Origin of the sequence: Marinomonas fungiae, assembly GCF_001418205.1 — a bacterium.
Lineage (GTDB): Bacteria > Pseudomonadota > Gammaproteobacteria > Pseudomonadales > Marinomonadaceae > Marinomonas > Marinomonas fungiae.
Window position 1 is genome coordinate 106,778 of record NZ_LIQF01000008.1, and the last position, 19,666, is coordinate 126,443.

18 protein-coding genes are annotated in these 19,666 nt (G+C 45.7%); 9 read left to right on the forward strand and 9 right to left on the reverse strand.

The genetic code is table 11. The annotated features are described in order from the left end of the window. Positions 1-122: 122 nt before the first annotated feature. From dxs to ASC49_RS13055, 3 genes are read right to left on the reverse strand one after another with little or no spacing between them, the layout of a single operon-like run. The gene (gene dxs / locus ASC49_RS13045; RefSeq protein ID WP_055463685.1) at positions 123-2,006 is read right to left on the reverse strand and encodes a 1-deoxy-D-xylulose-5-phosphate synthase; all 1,884 of its coding nucleotides are present in this window, start codon (positions 2,004-2,006) and stop codon (positions 123-125) included. Between the two features lie 49 nt (positions 2,007-2,055). Further along, on the reverse strand, positions 2,056-2,937 hold the full coding sequence (gene ispA, locus ASC49_RS13050) for a (2E,6E)-farnesyl diphosphate synthase (RefSeq protein ID WP_055463686.1): 882 nt from the start codon (positions 2,935-2,937) through the stop codon (positions 2,056-2,058). Then, positions 2,934-3,176 carry an exodeoxyribonuclease VII small subunit gene (locus tag ASC49_RS13055; RefSeq protein WP_055463687.1) on the reverse strand — a complete coding sequence of 81 codons (243 nt, stop codon included), beginning with the start codon at positions 3,174-3,176 and terminating at the stop codon, positions 2,934-2,936. The genes ispA and ASC49_RS13055 overlap by 4 nt, the downstream gene beginning before the upstream one ends. A 170-nt stretch (positions 3,177-3,346) precedes the next feature. On the opposite strand from ASC49_RS13055, the gene pomA reads away from it, so the two are divergent. From pomA to dapB, 3 genes are all read left to right on the forward strand, one after another. After that, positions 3,347-4,102 (forward strand): flagellar motor protein PomA, encoded by a 756-nt coding sequence (gene pomA, locus ASC49_RS13060; protein WP_055463688.1) that lies wholly within the window; start codon positions 3,347-3,349, stop codon positions 4,100-4,102. A gap of 32 nt (positions 4,103-4,134) precedes the next feature. Beyond that, entirely contained in the window at positions 4,135-5,142 is a 1,008-nt protein-coding gene (locus ASC49_RS13065; RefSeq protein WP_055463689.1) for a flagellar motor protein MotB, read from the forward strand. A 111-nt stretch (positions 5,143-5,253) separates the two neighbouring features. Next, the gene (gene dapB, locus ASC49_RS13070; RefSeq protein WP_055463690.1) at positions 5,254-6,054 is read left to right on the forward strand and encodes a 4-hydroxy-tetrahydrodipicolinate reductase; all 801 of its coding nucleotides are present in this window, start codon (positions 5,254-5,256) and stop codon (positions 6,052-6,054) included. A 100-nt stretch (positions 6,055-6,154) separates the two neighbouring features. Here the strand turns inward: dapB and ASC49_RS13075 are convergent, their stop codons facing one another. From ASC49_RS13075 to ASC49_RS13090, 4 genes are all read right to left on the reverse strand, one after another. After that, positions 6,155-6,634, reverse strand: a complete 480-nt coding sequence (locus tag ASC49_RS13075) for a MarR family winged helix-turn-helix transcriptional regulator (protein ID WP_055463691.1) — start codon at positions 6,632-6,634, stop codon at positions 6,155-6,157. A 181-nt stretch (positions 6,635-6,815) separates the two neighbouring features. Then, complete coding sequence (locus ASC49_RS13080; RefSeq protein ID WP_055463692.1) at positions 6,816-8,219, reverse strand: cryptochrome/photolyase family protein; 1,404 nt, start codon at positions 8,217-8,219, stop codon at positions 6,816-6,818. A 2-nt stretch (positions 8,220-8,221) separates the two neighbouring features. After that, positions 8,222-9,202, reverse strand: a complete 981-nt coding sequence (locus tag ASC49_RS13085; protein ID WP_055463693.1) for a YbgA family protein — start codon at positions 9,200-9,202, stop codon at positions 8,222-8,224. Between the two features lie 9 nt (positions 9,203-9,211). Beyond that, positions 9,212-10,180: an NAD(P)/FAD-dependent oxidoreductase gene (locus tag ASC49_RS13090; protein ID WP_055463694.1), complete on the reverse strand. Its 969-nt coding sequence runs from the start codon at positions 10,178-10,180 to the stop codon at positions 9,212-9,214. A gap of 109 nt (positions 10,181-10,289) precedes the next feature. Here ASC49_RS13090 and ASC49_RS13095 point away from each other — a divergent pair, with 109 nt between their 5' ends. After that, positions 10,290-11,153, forward strand: a complete 864-nt coding sequence (locus ASC49_RS13095) for a MerR family transcriptional regulator (RefSeq protein ID WP_055463695.1) — start codon at positions 10,290-10,292, stop codon at positions 11,151-11,153. 102 nt (positions 11,154-11,255) lie between these two features. Continuing rightward, entirely contained in the window at positions 11,256-11,489 is a 234-nt protein-coding gene (locus ASC49_RS13100; RefSeq protein ID WP_055463696.1) for a DUF2061 domain-containing protein, read from the forward strand. 64 nt (positions 11,490-11,553) lie between these two features. Here ASC49_RS13100 and ASC49_RS13105 read toward each other — a convergent pair whose 3' ends face one another. Then, positions 11,554-12,903: a sodium-dependent transporter gene (locus tag ASC49_RS13105; protein ID WP_055463697.1), complete on the reverse strand. Its 1,350-nt coding sequence runs from the start codon at positions 12,901-12,903 to the stop codon at positions 11,554-11,556. Between the two features lie 461 nt (positions 12,904-13,364). Here ASC49_RS13105 and ectA point away from each other — a divergent pair, with 461 nt between their 5' ends. The 4 genes from ectA to ASC49_RS13125 all read left to right on the forward strand — a co-directional run bounded on the left by ectA (position 13,365) and on the right by ASC49_RS13125 (position 17,344). Further along, positions 13,365-13,868, forward strand: a complete 504-nt coding sequence (ectA, locus tag ASC49_RS13110) for a diaminobutyrate acetyltransferase (RefSeq protein WP_055463698.1) — start codon at positions 13,365-13,367, stop codon at positions 13,866-13,868. Between the two features lie 63 nt (positions 13,869-13,931). Next, positions 13,932-15,242 carry a diaminobutyrate--2-oxoglutarate transaminase gene (gene ectB / locus ASC49_RS13115; RefSeq protein ID WP_055463699.1) on the forward strand — a complete coding sequence of 437 codons (1,311 nt, stop codon included), beginning with the start codon at positions 13,932-13,934 and terminating at the stop codon, positions 15,240-15,242. A gap of 79 nt (positions 15,243-15,321) precedes the next feature. Further along, complete coding sequence (locus ASC49_RS13120) at positions 15,322-15,711, forward strand: ectoine synthase (protein ID WP_055463700.1); 390 nt, start codon at positions 15,322-15,324, stop codon at positions 15,709-15,711. A 190-nt stretch (positions 15,712-15,901) separates the two neighbouring features. Further along, positions 15,902-17,344, forward strand: a complete 1,443-nt coding sequence (locus ASC49_RS13125; RefSeq protein ID WP_055463701.1) for an aspartate kinase — start codon at positions 15,902-15,904, stop codon at positions 17,342-17,344. A 57-nt stretch (positions 17,345-17,401) separates the two neighbouring features. On the opposite strand, the gene ASC49_RS13130 is transcribed toward ASC49_RS13125, so the two are convergent. Continuing rightward, entirely contained in the window at positions 17,402-19,624 is a 2,223-nt protein-coding gene (locus tag ASC49_RS13130) for a bifunctional diguanylate cyclase/phosphodiesterase (protein ID WP_055463702.1), read from the reverse strand. Positions 19,625-19,666 lie beyond the last annotated feature (42 nt).

The window sequence follows — 19,666 nt, forward strand, 5'->3', positions numbered from 1 at the left end:
CTTGATAGTCTGTAGGAATTATTCAAAGGCGGTATAAGGCACCGCCTTTATATCTCAGATCAAACGCATCTGAGTGATGAGATATCACAGCTAAAACAATAACTGTGATAGCGATAGGCTGGTTATAAAGAGGCAAGTTTATTTTGGATACTTGCCAAAATGCCATCTGGGTCAAGGCCAATACGCTGAAGCATAGCACCATGGCTGGCGTGCTCTTCATAGCGGTCAGGTAAACCAAGATGAAGCACGGGGGGTGCGATGCCTTGACTTTGTAAAAACTCACTTACCGCAGAGCCAGCGCCACCCATAATGGCATTTTCTTCGATGGTGACAAACAGCTTAGCATCTTTTTGTGCAAGCAACGCTGCCTCATCAAGCGGCTTTACAAAACGCATGTCTAGCAAGGTGGCATCTAAGGTTTTCGCCGCCAAAAGAGCATCATACGTTGGTCGACCAAAGCCGCAAATTACGATGCCAGATTGACCTTGGTGTAACGTACGTGACTTACCAATCTCGATAGTCTCTAACGTGTTTTCAATCTTTACCCCGCGACCAGTTCCACGAGGATAGCGCACCGCAGCTGGCCCTTGATATTGATAACCAGTGTTTAGCAATTTACGGCACTCATTCTCATCAGAGGGAGCCATAATGATCATTTTGGGTACGCAGCGAAGGTAGCTTAAATCGTATGCCCCAGCGTGAGTTGGACCGTCTTCGCCAACGAGACCCGCGCGGTCTATAGCGAATAACACATCAAGATTTTGCAGGGCTACATCGTGAATGAGTTGATCGTAGGCGCGTTGTAAAAAGGTCGAGTAAATAGCGACGACTGGTTTTAAACCATCGCAGGCCATACCGGCCGCAAGGGTGACTGCGTGTTGCTCAGCAATGGCCACATCAAAGTAGCGATCAGGGTAGCTATCGGCAAATTCAATCAAATCCGAGCCTTCTTTCATGGCGGGGGTAATCGCGATGAGACGTGAATCTTGCTCTGCGGCATCACATATCCAGCGACCGAAGATATTGCTGTACTTCGGCAAAGAGGGTTGCTGTGATTCAGTAATTGGTTTTGGGTCCGGCTCAACTTTATTGATCGCGTGGTAGCCAATTGGATCGCCTTCGGCGGGCTCAAAGCCTTTGCCTTTTTTGGTGATCACGTGAAGAAACTGAGGGCCTTTGCGATCTTTCAAATTACTGAGGGTTTGCGTGAGCAGTTCAATGTCATGGCCGTCAATGGGGCCGATATAGTTGAAACCTAACTCTTCAAAGATGGTGCCAGGGGCCACCATGCCTTTCATGTGTTCTTCCGCTTTACGAGCAAGCTCTAAGGCCGATGGCATTCCTGAAAAAACCTTGCGGCCACCCTCGCGGATATTTTCATAGGTTTTACTGGCCCAGATGCGAGCTAGAGAGCTTGATAAGGCACCCGCAGGTTTGGAAATCGACATTTCATTGTCGTTCAAGACAACCAGCATGTCGGCTTCTACATCACCGGCATGATTGAGGGCTTCAAATGCCATACCGGCAGACATAGCACCATCGCCAATAATTGCGACGGCTTTACGATTCGTCTTAAGTTGACGAGCCGCGAGCGCCATGCCCAAAGCCGCGCCGATAGACGTACTTGAGTGTCCTACACCAAAGGTATCGAACTCACTTTCTTCGCGCTTAGGAAAACCAGAGATGCCGTTTTCTTGGCGTATTGTCAGTAACGCATCCCGACGACCGGTTAAGATTTTATGAGGATACGCTTGATGGCCTACATCCCACACTAAACGATCTTCAGGGGTATTGAATACATAATGCAGTGCTACGGTTAATTCAATAACACCTAAACCAGCACCAAAATGACCGCCTGTTTGCCCGACGCTGTAAAGCATGTAAGCACGCAGTTCTCTGACGAGCGTAGAAAGCTCTTTTTTAGTCAGCTTGCGCAAATCAGCCGGACTGTTAATCTGGTCTAATAGTGGCGTCAAAGGACGCGATGTTGGTATCGTTTCGAACATGGGCACCGGAAGGTCACTTATTCTGTCTTAAATATAGCGGGGCATTATATCAGTGGTTGCGGGCAATAATATAGTTAGCTAACTCGACTAATGGTGTCGCTTTTGGGCCAAACGACATTACTTGCTCAATTGCATCGTCATGAAGGCGTTTTGCCAGCGCTTGAGCGCCTTCTAGGCCGAGTAATTTGGGGTAGGTTGGCTTATTTGCATCGGCATCAGAAAATTGCGTTTTGCCCAGTGTTTGCGTATCACTGGTTATGTCTATGATGTCGTCTTGCACTTGGAACGCTAATCCAATAGCGGCCGCATAATTATCTAACGCCTGCAATTGGTCGGTATTGGTCACGCCAACGCTTTGAGCCCCCATTCTGACGGCTGCTCGAATAATTGCGCCAGTTTTATGACGATGCATTAACTCTAACTCTTCTAGAGTCATTTCTTTATTAACATTTGATAGATCAATCATTTGGCCTGTTACCATGCCCAAACGACCGGAAGCTTGTTGCAAGGTGTTAATCACCGCAAGCTGTGTGGAAGCTTGGTTTAGTTTTTCTTGGCACAAAAGTTCGAAAGCATAGGTTTGTAAAGCATCGCCGGCTAGGATTGCAGTGGCTTCGTCAAACTGGATATGACAGGTTGGTTTGCCGCGACGCAAATCATCGTCGTCCATGGCCGGTAGATCGTCATGAATCAATGAGTACGCATGGATCGATTCAACTGCCGCAGCACAAGCATCGGTAAGCTCATTAGGCTCATCGAATAGTTGTGCAACCGCATAAGTTAGCATTGGACGAACACGCTTACCGCCATTAAAAAGGCTGTAACGCATGGCTTCTTGGAGACCATTGGCTGGCGCATAGTCGGATAAGGTTTGATCTAAGTAGCGGTTAACGCGCTCGCAAGCATAGTGCGAAAATTGCTCAAGGTTCACTGTTCAGATTCCGGGTCAAAGTTTTCAAGGCGCTCGCCATCATTGGTTTCCAGTAGAATTTGGACTTTTTGCTCTGCTTGTGTCAGGACAGACTGGCAATCTTGGCTCAGCTTTACACCTTTCTCAAAGGCTTTGAGCGCATCTTCAAGGGATAATTGGTTAGATTCAAGTTGCGCAACAATGGTTTCGAGTTCTGTTAAATTTTCTTCGAAATGGCGCACGCTAGTTTTACGAGACATAATGACTTCTCTTTTGGTAACCTACAATTTGTAACAGAATTCCGCATAATTCACGAGTGATGTCACTCTAGAGTTACAAAATAGTAACGGCAGAATAAGACGCGCCGCTAGTATTTGTTTAAAATGGAAGAAGTTGAGTCGCATTATAGCTTTATTCGTAGGAGACGTGTGTGGATATCGCAACGTTATTAGGTCTGATAGGTTCGTTTGCAATCGTCCTGATGGCAATTTTGTTGGGTGGTTCCGCGGGGATGTTCCTTGACCCTGCATCGGTGTTGATCGTTTTGATTGGCTCGACCTTCGTTGTGTTAATGCAGTATCCCTTGGGGCAATTCCTTGGCGCAGGAAAATCTGCCGCCAAAGCCTTCATGTTCAAAAGTGTGCCGATGGATACTCTGATCGACGAAATCTATGGTTTAGCCGATGAGGCGCGTAAAGGCGGTTTGCTGTCTTTAGAGGGAAAAGAAGTGAGCCACCCATTCTTGTCGAAAGGCATTCAGATGCTGGTGGATGGTCATGATGGTTCTGTCGTTCGTGCTCAGCTTTCCAAGGATATGAACTTGGCTTTTGCGCGACATGATACTGGCGCTAAGGTGTTTAAAGCCTTTGGTGATGTTGGGCCTGCGATGGGCATGATCGGTACCCTTGTCGGTCTGGTGCAGATGCTGGCAAACATGGATGACCCAAAAGCGATCGGTCCGGCGATGGCCGTCGCCCTTCTAACGACCTTGTACGGTGCGATGTTGGCAAACATGGTGTGTTTGCCGATCCAAGCTAAATTATCCACTCGTGCTAATGAAGAATTGCTGTGTCAGCAATTAATTCTGGATGCTTTGCTTGCGATTCAAGCTGGTCAAAACCCTCGTGTGCTTGATGGTGCATTGAAAACTTACCTTGCTGAAGGCAAACGAACAGAACGTGAATAATGTTCTCCTTAGTGGTACTGGATGTTTGAATCATGAGTGATGAAGAAGAAAACGACTGCCCCGAATGTATAGAAGGCCTGCCGGCCTACATGGGGACGTTTGCCGACTTGATGTCGTTGCTGATGTGTTTCTTCGTATTGCTGCTGTCATTTGCCGAAATGGATGTTTTGAAATTTAAGCAATTGGCCGGTTCGATGCGAGAAGCTTTTGGTGTGCAAAAGCAAATTGAGGCTGAGTCGATCCCTATGGGGACTTCGATTATTGCCCAAGAGTTTAGTCCTGGTCGACCAGAGCCAACGCCGATTAATGAAGTGCGACAAAAAGCCGATGATAGGCCTGAGAATACGCTAGAGGTTATGTGTAAGCCGGATTCTGCTGAGTTAAATGAGCAGGAAGGTGCAGGTCAACCCTCACCCAGTACCGCGGTAGATATGACACAGGCTGATTTACAACGTCAGCAGCAAATTCAGCAAACGGAAGATAATGCTAAGCAAGTTGCTTCGGTAATGCGTGAGGAGATTTCAAAAGGTACGGTGGAAGTCGAAACCCAAGAAAGTACCATCACTATTCGTTTGAAAGATCGTGGTTCTTTCCAATCTGGTTCGGCGGAATTGAATTATGACTTTATTCCCATTATTGACATGGTGCGAGATGTGTTGGTGGGGTTAGAAGGCAATATCGCCGTGGAAGGGCATACGGATAATATTCCAATTGATAGCCCGCGCTTCCGGTCTAACTGGCAGCTTTCATCTGCTCGTGCCATTGCGGTAGCGGAGGAATTGTTTTCAACTGGCCAGCTAGATCAAAATCGTTTCTCTGTGACAGGATTCTCGGATACACGGCCTTTGGTGCCTAATGATACGCCGCAGAACCGCGCGACTAACCGACGGGTAGAAATTGTCATTCGTCAAAATGATTTGGCGCGAACCAATGTAATTGAGCCAGAATACCCACCTGGTATTGGCGGGGATCCTGCTACTGATGATTTATTCACCGAAGGCGACGGTGGATTCCGTTTGGACCCGAATGAGATTTTCTAATTTTTTAGCGTTAAAAAAAGCGACCATTTTGGTCGCTTTTTTCGTTCTAATAATGCGCTAGCAAGGGTTTTTTGCTATGGTTCTGGGCAAATTGTTTTGAGGAAAGAAATAATGCGTATTGCAGTAATCGGCGCCGCTGGCCGCATGGGTAAAACATTAATTCAAGCGATCACGGATGCAAACGGTGTAGAGCTCGGAGCAGCGATTGTTGAACCGACTAGTTCGCTCGTTGGTGTAGATGCTGGTGAAGTCGCCGGTGTCGGTAAACTGGGTGTGAGTATTGTTAGCGATATCAAAGATTGCGTAGCTGACTTTGATGTTTTGATCGACTTTACAACACCTGCTCTAAGCGTTGCGAATGCTGCGTACTGTGCCGATAACGGTAAGTCTATTGTTATTGGCACGACCGGTCTAAATGATGAGCAAAAGGCTTTGCTTGCAGAAGCCGGTAAGAAAACCTCTGTTGTTTTTGCTCCAAATATGAGTGTGGGTGTTAACTTAACGCTGAAGCTTCTGTCTCTCGCGGCACAAATTCTAGGCGATGACTACGATGTCGAAGTAGTTGAAGCGCATCACCGCCATAAAGTTGATTCTCCATCAGGTACGGCATTGCGTATGGGGGAAGTGGTTGCTGAAGCTCTAGGTCGTGATCTTAAAGAATGTGCGGTTTATGGTCGTGAAGGTCAAATTGGCCCACGTACTCAAAAAGAGATTGGTTTTGAAACGATCCGTGCTGGCGATGTTGTGGGCGAACACAGCGTTTGGTTTGCTACGGAAGGTGAGCGTATTGAGATCGTACATAAGGCAAGTAGCCGTATGACCTTTGCTAAAGGTGCGGTACGTGCGGCAGCATGGTTGAAAGATCAGCAAGCTGGTTTGTTTGATATGCAGGACGTATTGAACTTAAAGTGATTCTAAAATCGTTTAAATAAAAGAAGGCCGCATCATCATGCGGCCTTTTTTTATATTTCAAATATCTACGAAAGATAATTTGTTGTCTAATCAAAACGGCCTAAGCGCTTGGTGCACCAATATCCAGTAGCGGTGCGGCGTCAAGGTGTTCGGCATCCATCATCAAGGCTACACGCTGTAGTGAGGATAATATTTGCGTTTGCTCCCAGCTTGCTAAAGCATTGAACTCAGCAATAAATTTTTCATGCAACAAAGGCGGAGCTGTGAGAAGGACGTTGCTGCCTTCTTCAGTGAGACGAGCATTGACGATGCGCTTGTCTTTTTGAGCGCGTACACGTTCAACTAATTTGCGCTCCTCAAGTCGATTCAGAATTGTTGTTACCGTAGCTTGGCTCAAGGAGACATTATCTGAGATTTTGCGCACAGTGACATCGCCCAATTCTTCAATCGCACGCAGTACCATAATTTGAGGAATCGTAAGGCCGCAAGCCTTTACAATACGCTTAGATTGTAAGTCAGTCGCGCGAATAATGCGGCGCAGATGGACGAGGACGTCATGTAGATGTTGTGGTTCTGGCATAGCTATTATTAAAAAGTCTGCTTGGGGTCATTTGAGCGGGCATTATAGGCAGATATGCAAAGGGTATGAACCCCTGTGCAAAGGAATCTGCCATAAAATCTATTCATTAGACTTCAAAATAATAGCCTGATGTTGGAAAGTCAAACTGAGCCAGCTTTTCATACCAGGCATAAAAAGGCGTTTAGGCTCTATCCTTTAGGTTTTCAAATGCTGCAATGGCATGTCCACGCGCTTTCTTGTAGTCCACAATAGGTTCGACATAACCGCTTTGGTTTCGTATTGTGCTACTGGGATCATGTATTTGTTTACTGTTGATACTTTTTAGCTCAGGCACAAACTTTTTAATGAATAGACCATCAGGATCAAAGCGCTCGGATTGGCGCGTGGGATTGAACACGCGAAAGTAGGGGGCAGCATCGCAGCCAGTGGAAGCGCTCCATTGCCAACCGCCATTATTGGCAGAGAATTCACCATCGATGAGTTTTTCCATAAAGTACTTTTCCCCTTCACGCCAGTCGATCAACAGTAATTTAGTCAAAAAGCTGGCGGCAATCATGCGTAACCGGTTGTGCATCCAGCCTGTCTGATTGAGTTGTCGCATGGCGGCATCGACAATGGGGAAACCTGTGTTGCCTTCGCACCAAGCTTGAAAACCTTCTGGGTTGTGGTTCCATTGCACATACTGAGTTTCTGGTTTAAAGGGTAACGATTTAGATAACTCAGGAAAGAACCCCATCAGTTGTTTATAAAAGTCGCGCCAAGCAAGTTCTTTTAACCAGACGCTGTCTTGCCACTCTCGTTCTTGAGCACTGCAACTATGAATAATGGCTTCTAGGCATTCTCTTGGTCCAATGGCCCCTAGGGCAAGGTACGGTGATAGTGTGCTGGTGTAAGGTTTGGCCGGATAATCTCTAAGTTCGTCGTAATATTGCTCTTTATGGTGACAAAATTGCCAAAGTTTCTCGCGTATCACTTGGTAATCCGCAGGCCACAGATCATCACGATAGTGGCTATCGTAAAGTGCTGTAATAGTCTCTGGGAATGTGGTCTGACTGGATTGCTGCGTTGGTAAATCGTAAGGTGCGCTGATCTTATTTACCAAAGTGGTCAACCAACGTTTATAAAAAGGTGTGAAGACTTTAAACGGCTGCCCTTGTTGGTTTAAGACGGGTTCAGATACGATCAAATCTGGGGTAAAGCGCTGACATTTGATGCCGTTCTCAATTAGTTGCGTTTCTACTTTTTGATCACGCAGTGTTTCATGAACGGGTAATTCGTTTTGCCACCAAACTTGCTCGTAGCCATTTTGCTGACAAAGCTTGGTTAAAGCGTCAGCGCAATCTGAAAAGCGTTTTAATTTCAGCACATGACAAGGAATACCGAGTCCGTATGCTTGCTGCTGCAGTGCATAAATCAGTTGCTCGCGCAAAGCACACTTAGCGGAGGACTCATGATGCTCTTGCCACTGATCCGGCGTGAGACATATGGTCAAGGCAACATCGCCTTGTTGTTGAGCTGCGAATAGCGCTGGGTGATCTGTTAACCTTAGATCGTTGCGCAACCAAACTAATTGAGTAATGGCCATGATTAAACTGTGTTCCTAATGCCTAATGCTTGCGGATAAGGTGCGAAGTAACGCTGCTCTTTGACGTATTCACTGCCGTAGAGTTTCAAGTAGTGGTACAGCAAGGTGGTTGGTGTGGTGAGGTTCACTTCACCACGACGATATTGCTCTACAACATTCAAAATATCCTGACGAACATTGGAATCAACTTCGCGTTTTAAGTAACCAACAAGGTGCATTAACACATTACAATGATTTTTTCGCTTGGCAGGTTTGGCGAGTGCTTGCATAAACTGGCGGAAATATTCTTCCGCAAGCTCTGAGATTGGTAATTTCTCTTGACCCGATAACAAGCGCCCAAGTGATTTATAAGCAGGTTGAGAATGTGCCATGACGACGTACTTGTAGCGGCTGTGGTAGTCAATAAGATTCTTCATCGACAGCTCGTTGAGTACTGTGTTGCGAAACTCATGATGGGCGAACACTCGCAAAAGAAAATTCTCGCGTAGCAAAGGATCGTTTAGACGGCCATCTTCTTCAATAGGGAGTAATGGATAGCGTTCCTCCAAGGCTTGGGTAAACAGTCCTTTCACACGTCGCATATGTGGATGGCCGTTCTCTTGATAGACCTTAATTCGTTCAAAACCACAGGACGGTGAGTTCTTCATCACTATGTAACCATCAAGTTCTGGCAAATTATCCAGATAACGCTCATTAGAGGTGACCAGCTGCTCTGTAATGTCTACTTCTCGGTTATTGGAAAACACCATTTTAGGCTGGTCTGGATCGCCTTCTAAGCGCATGGTGGGGCGTGGTGTGCCAAAACCTGCTGCCATTTCAGGGCAAAATTTGCGGTATTCGAAGTATTCAGCAAGTGGGCCTAAGCAATATAGGGAGCGACTGTGGCCGCCATTAAAGCGTACGTTTTCTCCTAATAAGCAAGCACTGATACCTACCGGGATTTTATGAGTAATCTGGTTTGGGTAAGATTCATTTAGTGTCATGACAATCTCCTAAAGGTTGTTCATGTCAAAAGTAGGCCCTATTGCATCAAAGGCAAACTTGGCGCTTAACATCGCGCCTTCTGCGTCACCTTGACACAGCCAATCGCCAATCAGGCCAACGTTTAAAGTGCTGTCCCACATAAAAGGTTGCGGTGCCAATGCCATGACTTGGCGTCCCAGTAGCCAACGATGAGGTTCCCCAGCGTTAAGTACTTCAACCCCCGTGACGTCACTGAAGGCTTGGATCATTTCTGCGAGTACTTCGCTTTTGGGGGTGTCTAGGTGTTTTTTGCTCCATTGCGGCGAAGCTTGAATTACCCAAGTTTCTGTGGTGCTAGCAGGGCGTTGCGGTTTATCTGAGTCCTTAATAATGGATTCTAGAACTTCGTGCTGACAAGGCACTAACGGAGCATGCTCGGTGGCATGAGTGGTTACCCACATTGCCCATTGCGGCAGCGTTTGACTGCCCGCTTGATTAGCAAACTGCAGCAGGGCGCCGGAATTAGGTATGCTGGCCAATAGCATAGCGGATTGCAGTGCAGGAGTGGCCAGTATGACATTTTCAGCGTAACAAATTGGTTGATAGCTCTCATCTCGAATTAGCCAGCTTTTACCTTGACGCTCAATGTGATGAGCTTTATTCCCTGTTAATAGAGGGGTGTCTTGAAGTAAATAACGAGAGATAGCAGACATCTTTGGCACACCAACATAAGCACTTTGCCAGCGCTCGATGACATTTGCTTTGAGCAGCGTTTCTCTTAAATGCGCTAATTCCTCATCTCCAAAACTAATGATGCTGGCACCTAAGTCAACACTTCCTTGCTCTAGGCGTTTGCTACCTGCTCGACCCCCTGTTCCACGAGACTTTTCAATGACAAGGCATGGAATGTGCTGCTGTTGTGCGAAATAACTAAACGTAGCACCAGCTAAACCGGCGCCAATGATGGCTATTTGTGTATGGGGGATGTCGGTTTTCATGGTTTCATTCTCTGTGCAGGTGTTTGCTATAAAGTTATACAATAATTAATTTTGTAAAAGTTTATTTTTGTACATATTATGTATTTGTACAAGTTTTGGACCTGAATTGATGACTATTACGCCTGTAACCCCCGAGCTGGATTACTTTCCTATCCGTATTTTGTCTGAATTAACTGGAGTGAATTCGGTGACGCTACGCGCTTGGGAGAGGCGCTATGGTTTGCTTAAGCCCTTTCGGACTGAAAAAGGGCACCGGTTGTATTGTCGGGAAGATATTGGGCGGGTTAACAAGATTCTGTACTGGGTGAATCAAGGCGTATCAGTTGGCAAGGTTAAAGTCTTGTTAGATTCCAATCAGGAGCCAAGCCAGATGGTCATAAATGATGCTCAATGGCCGGATTGGCAAGCTATGTTTATTCACGCTGTTACGACATTAGATCAGGCGAAATGGGAACAGTTATTTCAAGATGCCAGTAGGCAATATCCTATACAGGTATTGTTGCAGAAAGGCTTGTTACCCGCGCTGGTGACGTTGGGAAATCAGCCAGATGCTGTAGTGTCGCGGCTGTGTCTGCAAAGCTCATTGACTGAGCTTATCTTATCTATCAAGTCTAGCTATCGTCATACTCGCTTTGCTCAAGATCAGAGTCTTATTTTTAGTGCCGACCATAGCTCCTTGATGGCTCGCTTATTGGCTTGGACGTTAAGTGAGGCAGAACATAGTTTTAAGGTGTTAGAAGGTGTGCGCACGGCTCAGGATGTTATTCAAGTGGCACAGCATTTTGCCCCGCAACAAGTCATACTGGTTGCAGAAAGTATTACCCAAGGGGAGGCAGAGAGGTGGTTGAATGTATTTGAGCAGTCTGGCTTGCCTCTGATGGTGATTGGCTCTGGCTTTTGGTTGGCGGGGAAGAGTATGACCCTAGGCAAACATATCGAACTCTATTCTGATTTGATGGATTATTTTTCTTAGTTGATAAAACTAATTGAATCTATTTTTTTAATTAATTTTTAGTATTTTTGTTTTTGGCTTAGTCTTAGTTTTATCGAATATGAATGGAACGAGGTGAAGCCAATGACTAAAACAATGACCTTTGCTGTGATGCATTTTTGTGTGGCGTTTGGTGTTGCTTACGTCATTACTGGTAGTTTTTTGGTAGGCGGCTTGGTGGCAATGATTGAGCCTGCTATTAATACCGTTGCTTATTACTTCCATGAAAAAGTGTGGCAACGTATTCAATCCAATAAAGAGTTAGCTTTGCCAAAGAGTGTTCAGCAATCTTTAGAAAGCTTTGCTTTACGCTCTTAATGTAAAAGAAAAAGCCCTGCGTAATGCAGGGCTTTTGTGACTTGAGAGTGGGCTGCTGCTTGTCTTAAAGGTTTAGGACAAATACAACGCCAACCGCTACTGGTGCGATGAATTTCACCACAAATAGCCAAAGCTTAAACAGCGCTTCAGATTTTAAGTTAATCTCATCGGTTGAGAATTTCTGTTTTACGACCCAACCAGCAAACACAGCAACCAAGATACCGCCAAGTGGTAGCATGATGTTGGCAGTAATGTAGTCAAGGAAGTCAAACACGTTCTTACCGAATAGGCTCACATCAGACATGAAGTTGAATGAACCTAGGCATAGGATACCCATCGCCCAAACCACGACACCTAAAGCGATAGTGGCAGAGGAACGCTTCATGCCAACACGCTCAACTAAGTAAGCAACGGTTGGCTCTAGTAGCGAAATCGCGGATGTCCAAGCCGCTACACCGATCAGAATGAAGAACAATGTACCGAAGAATTGGCCGCCTGCCATCTGACCAAAGGCTACTGGCAAGGAGATGAACATCAAGCCAGGGCCTGCTGCTGGATCCATACCGTTAGAAAAGATGATTGGGAAGATCGCAAGACCAGCAACCAGCGCCACTAAGGTGTCTAGGAAGCCGATCGCCAATACTGTTGAGCCAATTGAGGCACGTTTTGGCATGTACGAACCGTAGGCCATGATACTACCCATACCCAAAGAAAGGGTGAAGAAAGAGTGACCTACTGCAACCAGAACGGCATCCCAAGTTAGCTTGCCGAAGTCGAAGTCGAACATAAAGCTCCAACCCGCCGCAAAGCCATCTGTGCTCATACCATAGCCAAATAGAACAAATAGCAAGATGAACAGCGCTGGCATCATGATGCGTGTTGCACGTTCAAGACCTGCGTTCACACCGCCGATGACGACGACGACTACCATAATGGTAAAGATGGTGTGCCACATTAGTAGCGTAGTTGGATCGGCTAACAGTTCATTGAATAGGTTGCCTGCTTGTTCAGAGCTGACACCATTAAGTGCGCCTGTTGCCGTTGAATAGATGTACTGCAGCACCCAACCGGCAACCACAGAATAGAATGAGAAGATTAGTACACCAGACAACATTCCCATAAAGCCGATAGCGCCCCAGCGTTTGCTGCTGCCAGACTCCTCAGCTAGATCCATCAATGCATTAATGGGGCTTTGACGTGCTCGACGGCCGATAAATACTTCAGCAATCATGATTGGAATGCCAACCAGAGCGATACAGATGAGGTAGACCAGAACAAAAGCACCACCGCCATTTTCACCGGTAATGTATGGAAACTTCCAAATGTTACCAAGGCCAACAGCAGATCCTGTTGCGGCTAAGATAAAGATCCAGCGACTCGCCCAAGAGCCGTGGATGGATTTTTTCTCTTGCATAAGATTCTCTTTTTTTTAAACAACGAGCGTGCGCCTTTGTAAGGTCACGCTTGAGAGATCACTGATAAGTGATAGTCCGTACTGCTTAATCGGCTCTCTTGCTTACTGTTAATGGAAGAACTGCTTGTTAGGGCAATATGGCACACGAACCTTCCCACTGATGATCCGATGCCTGCTAACGCCATATAGGCATTGGCAAATTGCTCTAATTTGGCGGGCGATTTTGCAAACTTTGTTCACACTTTTCAAGTTAAATCTGTCGAACTGGTCAAAAAAACAACATAAATCATTGAATTTTATAAAGAAGTCATCGCATCGATAAATGCATGGATTAGGTAAAAAGTGATATTGGGGTTGATATAAAAGATTAGACATGTAACTATTTTTATCGTCTTTATTCGGTATTTAGCTAATATTTAAGCCGATTTAATATTGTTTTTTATTAGAGGTGTAATTTCTAGATGGATGATAATTTGATTGAGTTGCGTAAGCCTGTCCCGAAAGACGGAATGGATCTATTTGAGTTAGTGAAGCGATGTCCGCCTCTTGATACGAATTCATCCTACTGCAACTTGCTGCAGTGTGATCACTTTTCCGACACTGGGGTAGCGGCTACGCAGGGCGATCAATTAGTCGGCTTTGTTTCAGGGTATTTAAAACCAAGTGACTGCCAAGTGTGGTTTGTCTGGCAAGTGGCTGTTGGCGAAGAAGCGCGTGGTTGTGGCTTGGCAAAGCGTATGCTGCGATCTGTGCTAAAACGAGCCGAGTTTAATCAGGTGCGATACTTAGAAACCTCCATTACGCCGGATAATGAAGCGTCATGGGGACTGTTTACGAGCATGGCGCGAGAGTTACAGGCCCCCATCGAAAAAACGGTTCTATTCGATGAGCAGCAACATTTCAAAGGGCGTCATAAAACCGAATATCTAGTACGAATTGGCCCATTTAATTCAGTCTCAGAGTAACCCATTGCTCTGAGGCCATCGATAACGAGTTATAAATAATTTCAAATCTATAGAGGATAAAGCATGAAAATTTTTGAGGAAATTGAATCGGAAGTACAATCTTACGCACGCTCGTTTCCACGTATATTCAACAAAGCGCAAGGCTGCTACTTATTTGATGAAGAAGGTAATAAGTACCTCGATTTTCTGGCAGGAGCCGGTACGCTCAACTACGGCCATAACCATCCTGTGTTAAAGAAAGCTTTAGTCGAATACATTATGGATGACGGTATTACCCATGGTCTGGATCTGCATACTAAAGCAAAAGGTGAGTTTCTTGAGTCTTTTAAACACAACATCTTAGAGCCTCGTGACTTAGAGTATGTGATGCAGTTCACTGGTCCGACCGGCACCAATGCCATAGAAGCCGCTATGAAACTGGCGCGTAATGTTACCGGGCGAGAAAATATCATCACATTTACCAATGGTTTTCACGGCTGTAGCTTAGGAGCGTTGGCTGCAACGGGTAATGCTCATCATCGAGGTGTAGCAGGAACGTCTCTGGGGGGAATCAGTCGTGTGCCATTTGATGGCTACTTAGGCGATGGCATCGAAACAACAGAGTATCTGGATAAGGTGTTGTCCGACTCGTCTAGCGGCATTGACCACCCTGCTGCCGTGTTGGTGGAGACCGTTCAAGGAGAGGGGGGGATTAACGCAGCATCGCTAGATTGGTTGAAAAATCTTGAAGCAGTATGTCGCAAACACGATGTGCTGTTAATCGTCGATGATATTCAAGCAGGCTGTGGCCGAACCGGAACCTTCTTTAGCTTTGAGCCAGCGGGTATTAAACCAGATATAGTCACCTTGTCTAAGTCCATCAGCGGCTATGGTCTGCCATTTGCGATTGTGCTGTTCAAGCCTGAGTTGGATCAATGGAAGCCAGGCGAACATAACGGCACTTTTCGTGGTAACAACCTTGCCTTTGTTACAGCGAAGCACGCTTTAGACACCTTTTGGAAAGACGACAGCTTCGCTAAAGAAGTTCGTCGTAAAGGCCAATACATAGAAGATCGTCTCAATACAATTGTTGCGGAAGTGGGAGAGGGCAACTTCACCGTTCGTGGTCGCGGTATGATGCGCGGCATCAATTGTGTTAGCGGGGAGCTGGCGAGCAAAATCACCAAAGCTTGTTTCAAACAGAATTTGATTATAGAGACATCCGGAGCTGACGATCAGGTGGTGAAGTTTTTATGTCCACTGATCATTAGCGATGAAGAGCTTAAACAAGGTATTGATATTGTGGAACGAGCTATTCGCGAGGTCTGCGCAAAAACCGATGAAATGCCTGAAGAAAGAAGCTACTTCGATGAAAACTACGACATTGCTGTCTAGACATTTCTAATTCGAGGAGCACTTCGGTGCTCCGCCTTCAATTTATTTTTAGTCAAGTTTAAGCAAAAGGAGTCTCGTTATGATCGTGCGTGATTTAAATGAATGTGAGCAAACAGAGCGCAAGGTAGTTTCCCCTGATGGTAAATGGCAAAGCGTACGTATGTTGCTAAAAGGCGACAATATGGGGTACTCGTTCCATATCACAACGATTTTTGCTGGTCAGGAATGCCAATTTCATTACCAAAACCATTTTGAATCGGTTTTCTGTATGGAGGGGGAAGGCGAAATTGAGAGCCGTGAAGATGGCAAAGTTTACCCGATCAAACCTGGTACTTTGTACAACCTCAACGAGCATGATCGTCATACGTTACGTGCCTTCAGTGAGCTGAAGTTAGCGTGTGTGTTTAATCCTCCTGTCACGGGTCAAGAAGTTCATAACGCTGAGGGGGCTTATGAGTTACTGGACTAAACAATATCTCTACTAATCTAAGAGAACCTCGATGCCTGTTTGAGTGCTCTAAAAGCGACCAAAAGAGGCATTATTCATTAAGATTTGTGTAATTCATGCTTAATATTTAAGCGCCCTTATGACACACTACGCACCGGCGCTCACAATATAGGTTGAGGTTCCCTTAGCCCTACAGAAATTCGGAAATAAAATGGGACAACATACAGTTGATAAGATCGGCGGAACGTCCATGAGCGACTACCGCTCGGTCCGCGATAACATTATTTTTAAACCAGCAGGCACAGAAGACCTGTATCAACGTATTTTCGTGGTATCGGCATATGGCGGTATTACCGACAAGCTGCTGGAACATAAGAAAACGGGTGATGCTGGTATTTATGCGCACTTCGCAAAAGACCGCAATCAAAGTGGCTGGCGTGATGCCTTTGCCGACGTTCGTGAAACCATGTTGGGTATCAACCGTGATTTGTTTGGTGAGAGTGAGCTTCTAACCGAAGCTGATGACTTTTTGGTGGCTCGCTTAGACCAGGCTCAAGAAGCATTAGAAGATTTAAGCCGCCTTTGTTCTCATGGCCATTTTTCTATCGATGAGCATCTGTCTACAGTTCGCGAAATGTTGGCAAGTCTTGGTGAAGCCCACAGTGCATTCAACATGGCGCACTTGCTGAAGCGCGATGGTGTTAATGCTGTATTTGTCGACCTTACCGGTTGGAACGCAAGCGTACATATGTCTTTGGACGAACGCATCGTTGAGTCATTTAAAGATGTAGATCTAGCCACTCAGTTGCCGATTGCAACGGGCTATGCCCACAGTGAAACGGGTCTGATGACCACGTTTGACCGTGGTTACTCGGAAATGACCTTCAGCCGTATTGCGGTATTGACGCAAGCGCGTGAAGCCATCATTCACAAAGAGTTCCACCTAAGCAGTGCGGACCCTCGTCTAGTGGGCGAAGACAAAGCCGTGCCAATCGGTCGTACCAACTATGACGTAGCGGATCAGTTAGCCAACTTGGGTATGGAAGCGATCCACCCGAAAGCAGCAAAAGGCTTGCGTCAAAGCAAGATTGCTTTGCGTGTGAAGAATACTTTCGAGCCAGATCACAGTGGTACGTTAATTACAGGTGACTACGTTTCTGATGCTCCTTGTGTAGAGATCATTGCAGGTAGCCGCGGTGTCTATGCGGTTGAGCTATTCGACCAAGAAATGGCAGGTGAAATTGATAGCTTCGATATGGGCATTTTGAATGTGTTGAACCAGCTGGGGGCACACATCATCGCCAAAGATATCAATGCCAACAGTATTACGCACTATTTAGCCGCTAACCTAAAAACACTAAAGCGTGTGATTCGTATGCTAGGTGAAGAGTTCCCTGAAGCAGAAATCACTCAGCGTAAAGTGGCAATCGTATCGGCCATCGGTTCGGATATGAAAACAACTGGTATGCTGGCGAGCGCGGTGAAGGCAATCTCTGAGCAAAACATCAATGTCATTGCAATGCACCAATCTATGCGCCAAGTTGATATGCAGTTCGTAGTGGATGAAGAAGACTACGAAGTGGCTATCCGTAGCCTGCACAAAGAGCTCGTTGAATCTCACAACCACGGTCGTGCGATCTGTCTAGCATCTTAAGAATCGTGTTTGCTCAATAGCAAGTAAAAACCCAGCCAAGGCTGGGTTTTTTTATAGCTAGACGGAACTCGCTGTGAAAGACTCGACGATAATGGTCTCTGGAAAATCATCAAACTTATCTTCTGCAATGGGGCGACTAATGTAGTAGCCTTGGCCAAGGTCACAATTGAAGGATCGCAGCATATTAAGCTGCTCTATGGTTTCTACGCCTTCGGCGATGACCATGATGTCGAGCTTATGCGCCATGGCTATGATCGCTTCAACCATCATGCGATCATCTTTATCGGTCTCCAAGTCTCGAACAAAGCTTCGATCAATCTTTAGTAGATCCACTGGTAGGTTTTTCAGTTGGCCTAAAGAAGAAAAGCCTGTGCCGAAGTCATCGATGGCAACGCAAATCCCCAGCATTTTTAATTGCTCCAGAGTTTTCTTGGCATGAGCGATGTCTGTTAATAGGGTGGTTTCAGTGATCTCAAAACCGATGTAATGACCGGGTATTTTGAACTGCTGAATCATCTGTTTGACATACGGCACTAGGTTTGGATCGTTCAACTGCAATGATGACAGGTTGATGTGTAACAGAATCGGGTAAAGCCCCAGTTGTTCACGATGTGCAAGATACTCAAAGCTTTTACGAATTACGTAATTGCCAAGTTCTAAAATTTGCCCTGATTGCTCAGCTAGTGGAATAAAGTTGTCTGGATAGACTAGGCCTTTTTCAGGATGTTCCCAACGAACCAAGGCCTCTGCTCCAATGATTTTATTTAATTCTAAATCGAATTGCGGTTGAAAATGTAGGATAAGCTGCTCTTCTTCGATGGCTTTTGCTAAAGCCAGCTCCTCATTATGCATATTGATGGTGTTTTGACGCATACTCTCATCGAAGATGACAAACTGATTTTTACCACGGCGTTTGGCTTCATATAAGGCCACATCGGCACACTGCATTAGTGTTAAGAGTTGGGAGCCATGATTTGGGATAAGAGTAATGCCTAACGAAGTACTTTGCTTAAATTCACGATAATCAATGCTAATGATTTTCTGCGTGCAATTTAAGATGTTTTGAGCTTTAGAACGAACCTCTTCAACACTACCGGCTTCGGTTAATACGATAACAAATTCATCTCCGCCTAAACGCACCACGACATCATTGTCAGAGGTCTGCATTGATAAGCGTTCTGCTATTTTTATTAGGACCTTATCGCCGACGTCATGTCCAATGGTGTCGTTGATGGATTTAAAATTATCAAGGTCGAAATAAATGAAGGCGCCAAATGAATGGTGCTTGGTAATATGCTGGATGATGTCAGTCATCCGATCGTTTAAAAAACGACGATTTGGTAGGCCTGTTAATGGATCTTTGAAGGCTAGCTCTTTCAGTTCTAGAGTTTTCTTATCGACCTCTTTCTGCAATTCAAGAGGTCGTATCAAAATGTTGTAAAGGCTCCAGGCGCAGATAGAGGCGAGCAGCAAAGAAATCGCCATCATGTTGATGGTGCGAGTCTCGAGGTTATTGCTTATGTCATGGGAAAGGGAAAGTGTCCAAGAACCTGATGGTAGCGTAATTTCTGCCTGAACCAGTGCGCTGGAATCTAGTGCGCGTTCAGAGCGATAGAATTCAAAGACTTCATTGGAATCATTGTGCCGGCGCTCTAATGAAATGGCATACCCTTCCGATTCCAATTTATGAATGCCGCTGCTTTCTAATAGAGGTGTGAGATAGATTAATGCAGAGGCAAAGCCCCAAAATTCGTTGGCACCAGGGCCAGACGTTTCTTTAAAAATGGGGGTTCGGCTAATGACTGCTATACCCCCTTGTACCAATTTAACTGGCCCCACAGCGATCATGCGTTTTTCTTTGATGGCTAGCTGAGCAGCTTCTCGATAGGAGGGATGGTTTAGTACATCTAATCCTAAAGCAGCTTCGTTGCCTGCAAGCGGGTAGATGTATTCAATAATGCCATTGGGCGCCAGCTGTATGCTATCGATGCCTGGTATGGACTGCATGATATTACTCGCATAGCTATTAAAATAAGCAACCTTATCTTGGTCCAAAGCAATTTGATGCGCCAATATCTGTGTCGAGGTAAAGGAGAGGGATAAGCTGCGTTCTATTTCAGCGGCTTGGGAGCGGGCAATGCCGCTTAGTAAAAGGCGCTGGTTTTGACTGAAGTTGGTATTAGATAGATGTATAAAATACAGACAGATGGAAAAGATGGCGACAAAAATACTCGTAGCAATGAGTAACGCTCGACGGTCTTTAATCCTATTTCTGAGCATTCTAAGCAAACTCCTAGTCTTAGAGGCTGATCGCGAGGCCGC

Coding starts and splice junctions, on each gene's coding strand:
- dxs (WP_055463685.1), bottom strand. CDS start 2,006: ATGTTCGAAACGATACCAACATCGCGTCCTTTGACGCCACTATTAGAC.
- ASC49_RS13055 (WP_055463687.1), bottom strand. CDS start 3,176: ATGTCTCGTAAAACTAGCGTGCGCCATTTCGAAGAAAATTTAACAGAA.
- ASC49_RS13065 (WP_055463689.1), top strand. CDS start 4,135: ATGAGTGATGAAGAAGAAAACGACTGCCCCGAATGTATAGAAGGCCTG.
- dapB (WP_055463690.1), top strand. CDS start 5,254: ATGCGTATTGCAGTAATCGGCGCCGCTGGCCGCATGGGTAAAACATTA.
- ASC49_RS13075 (WP_055463691.1), bottom strand. CDS start 6,634: ATGCCAGAACCACAACATCTACATGACGTCCTCGTCCATCTGCGCCGC.
- ASC49_RS13080 (WP_055463692.1), bottom strand. CDS start 8,219: ATGGCCATTACTCAATTAGTTTGGTTGCGCAACGATCTAAGGTTAACA.
- ASC49_RS13085 (WP_055463693.1), bottom strand. CDS start 9,202: ATGACACTAAATGAATCTTACCCAAACCAGATTACTCATAAAATCCCG.
- ASC49_RS13090 (WP_055463694.1), bottom strand. CDS start 10,180: ATGAAAACCGACATCCCCCATACACAAATAGCCATCATTGGCGCCGGT.
- ASC49_RS13095 (WP_055463695.1), top strand. CDS start 10,290: ATGACTATTACGCCTGTAACCCCCGAGCTGGATTACTTTCCTATCCGT.
- ASC49_RS13100 (WP_055463696.1), top strand. CDS start 11,256: ATGACTAAAACAATGACCTTTGCTGTGATGCATTTTTGTGTGGCGTTT.
- ASC49_RS13105 (WP_055463697.1), bottom strand. CDS start 12,903: ATGCAAGAGAAAAAATCCATCCACGGCTCTTGGGCGAGTCGCTGGATC.
- ectA (WP_055463698.1), top strand. CDS start 13,365: ATGGATGATAATTTGATTGAGTTGCGTAAGCCTGTCCCGAAAGACGGA.
- ectB (WP_055463699.1), top strand. CDS start 13,932: ATGAAAATTTTTGAGGAAATTGAATCGGAAGTACAATCTTACGCACGC.
- ASC49_RS13120 (WP_055463700.1), top strand. CDS start 15,322: ATGATCGTGCGTGATTTAAATGAATGTGAGCAAACAGAGCGCAAGGTA.
- ASC49_RS13125 (WP_055463701.1), top strand. CDS start 15,902: ATGGGACAACATACAGTTGATAAGATCGGCGGAACGTCCATGAGCGAC.
- ASC49_RS13130 (WP_055463702.1), bottom strand. CDS start 19,624: ATGCTCAGAAATAGGATTAAAGACCGTCGAGCGTTACTCATTGCTACG.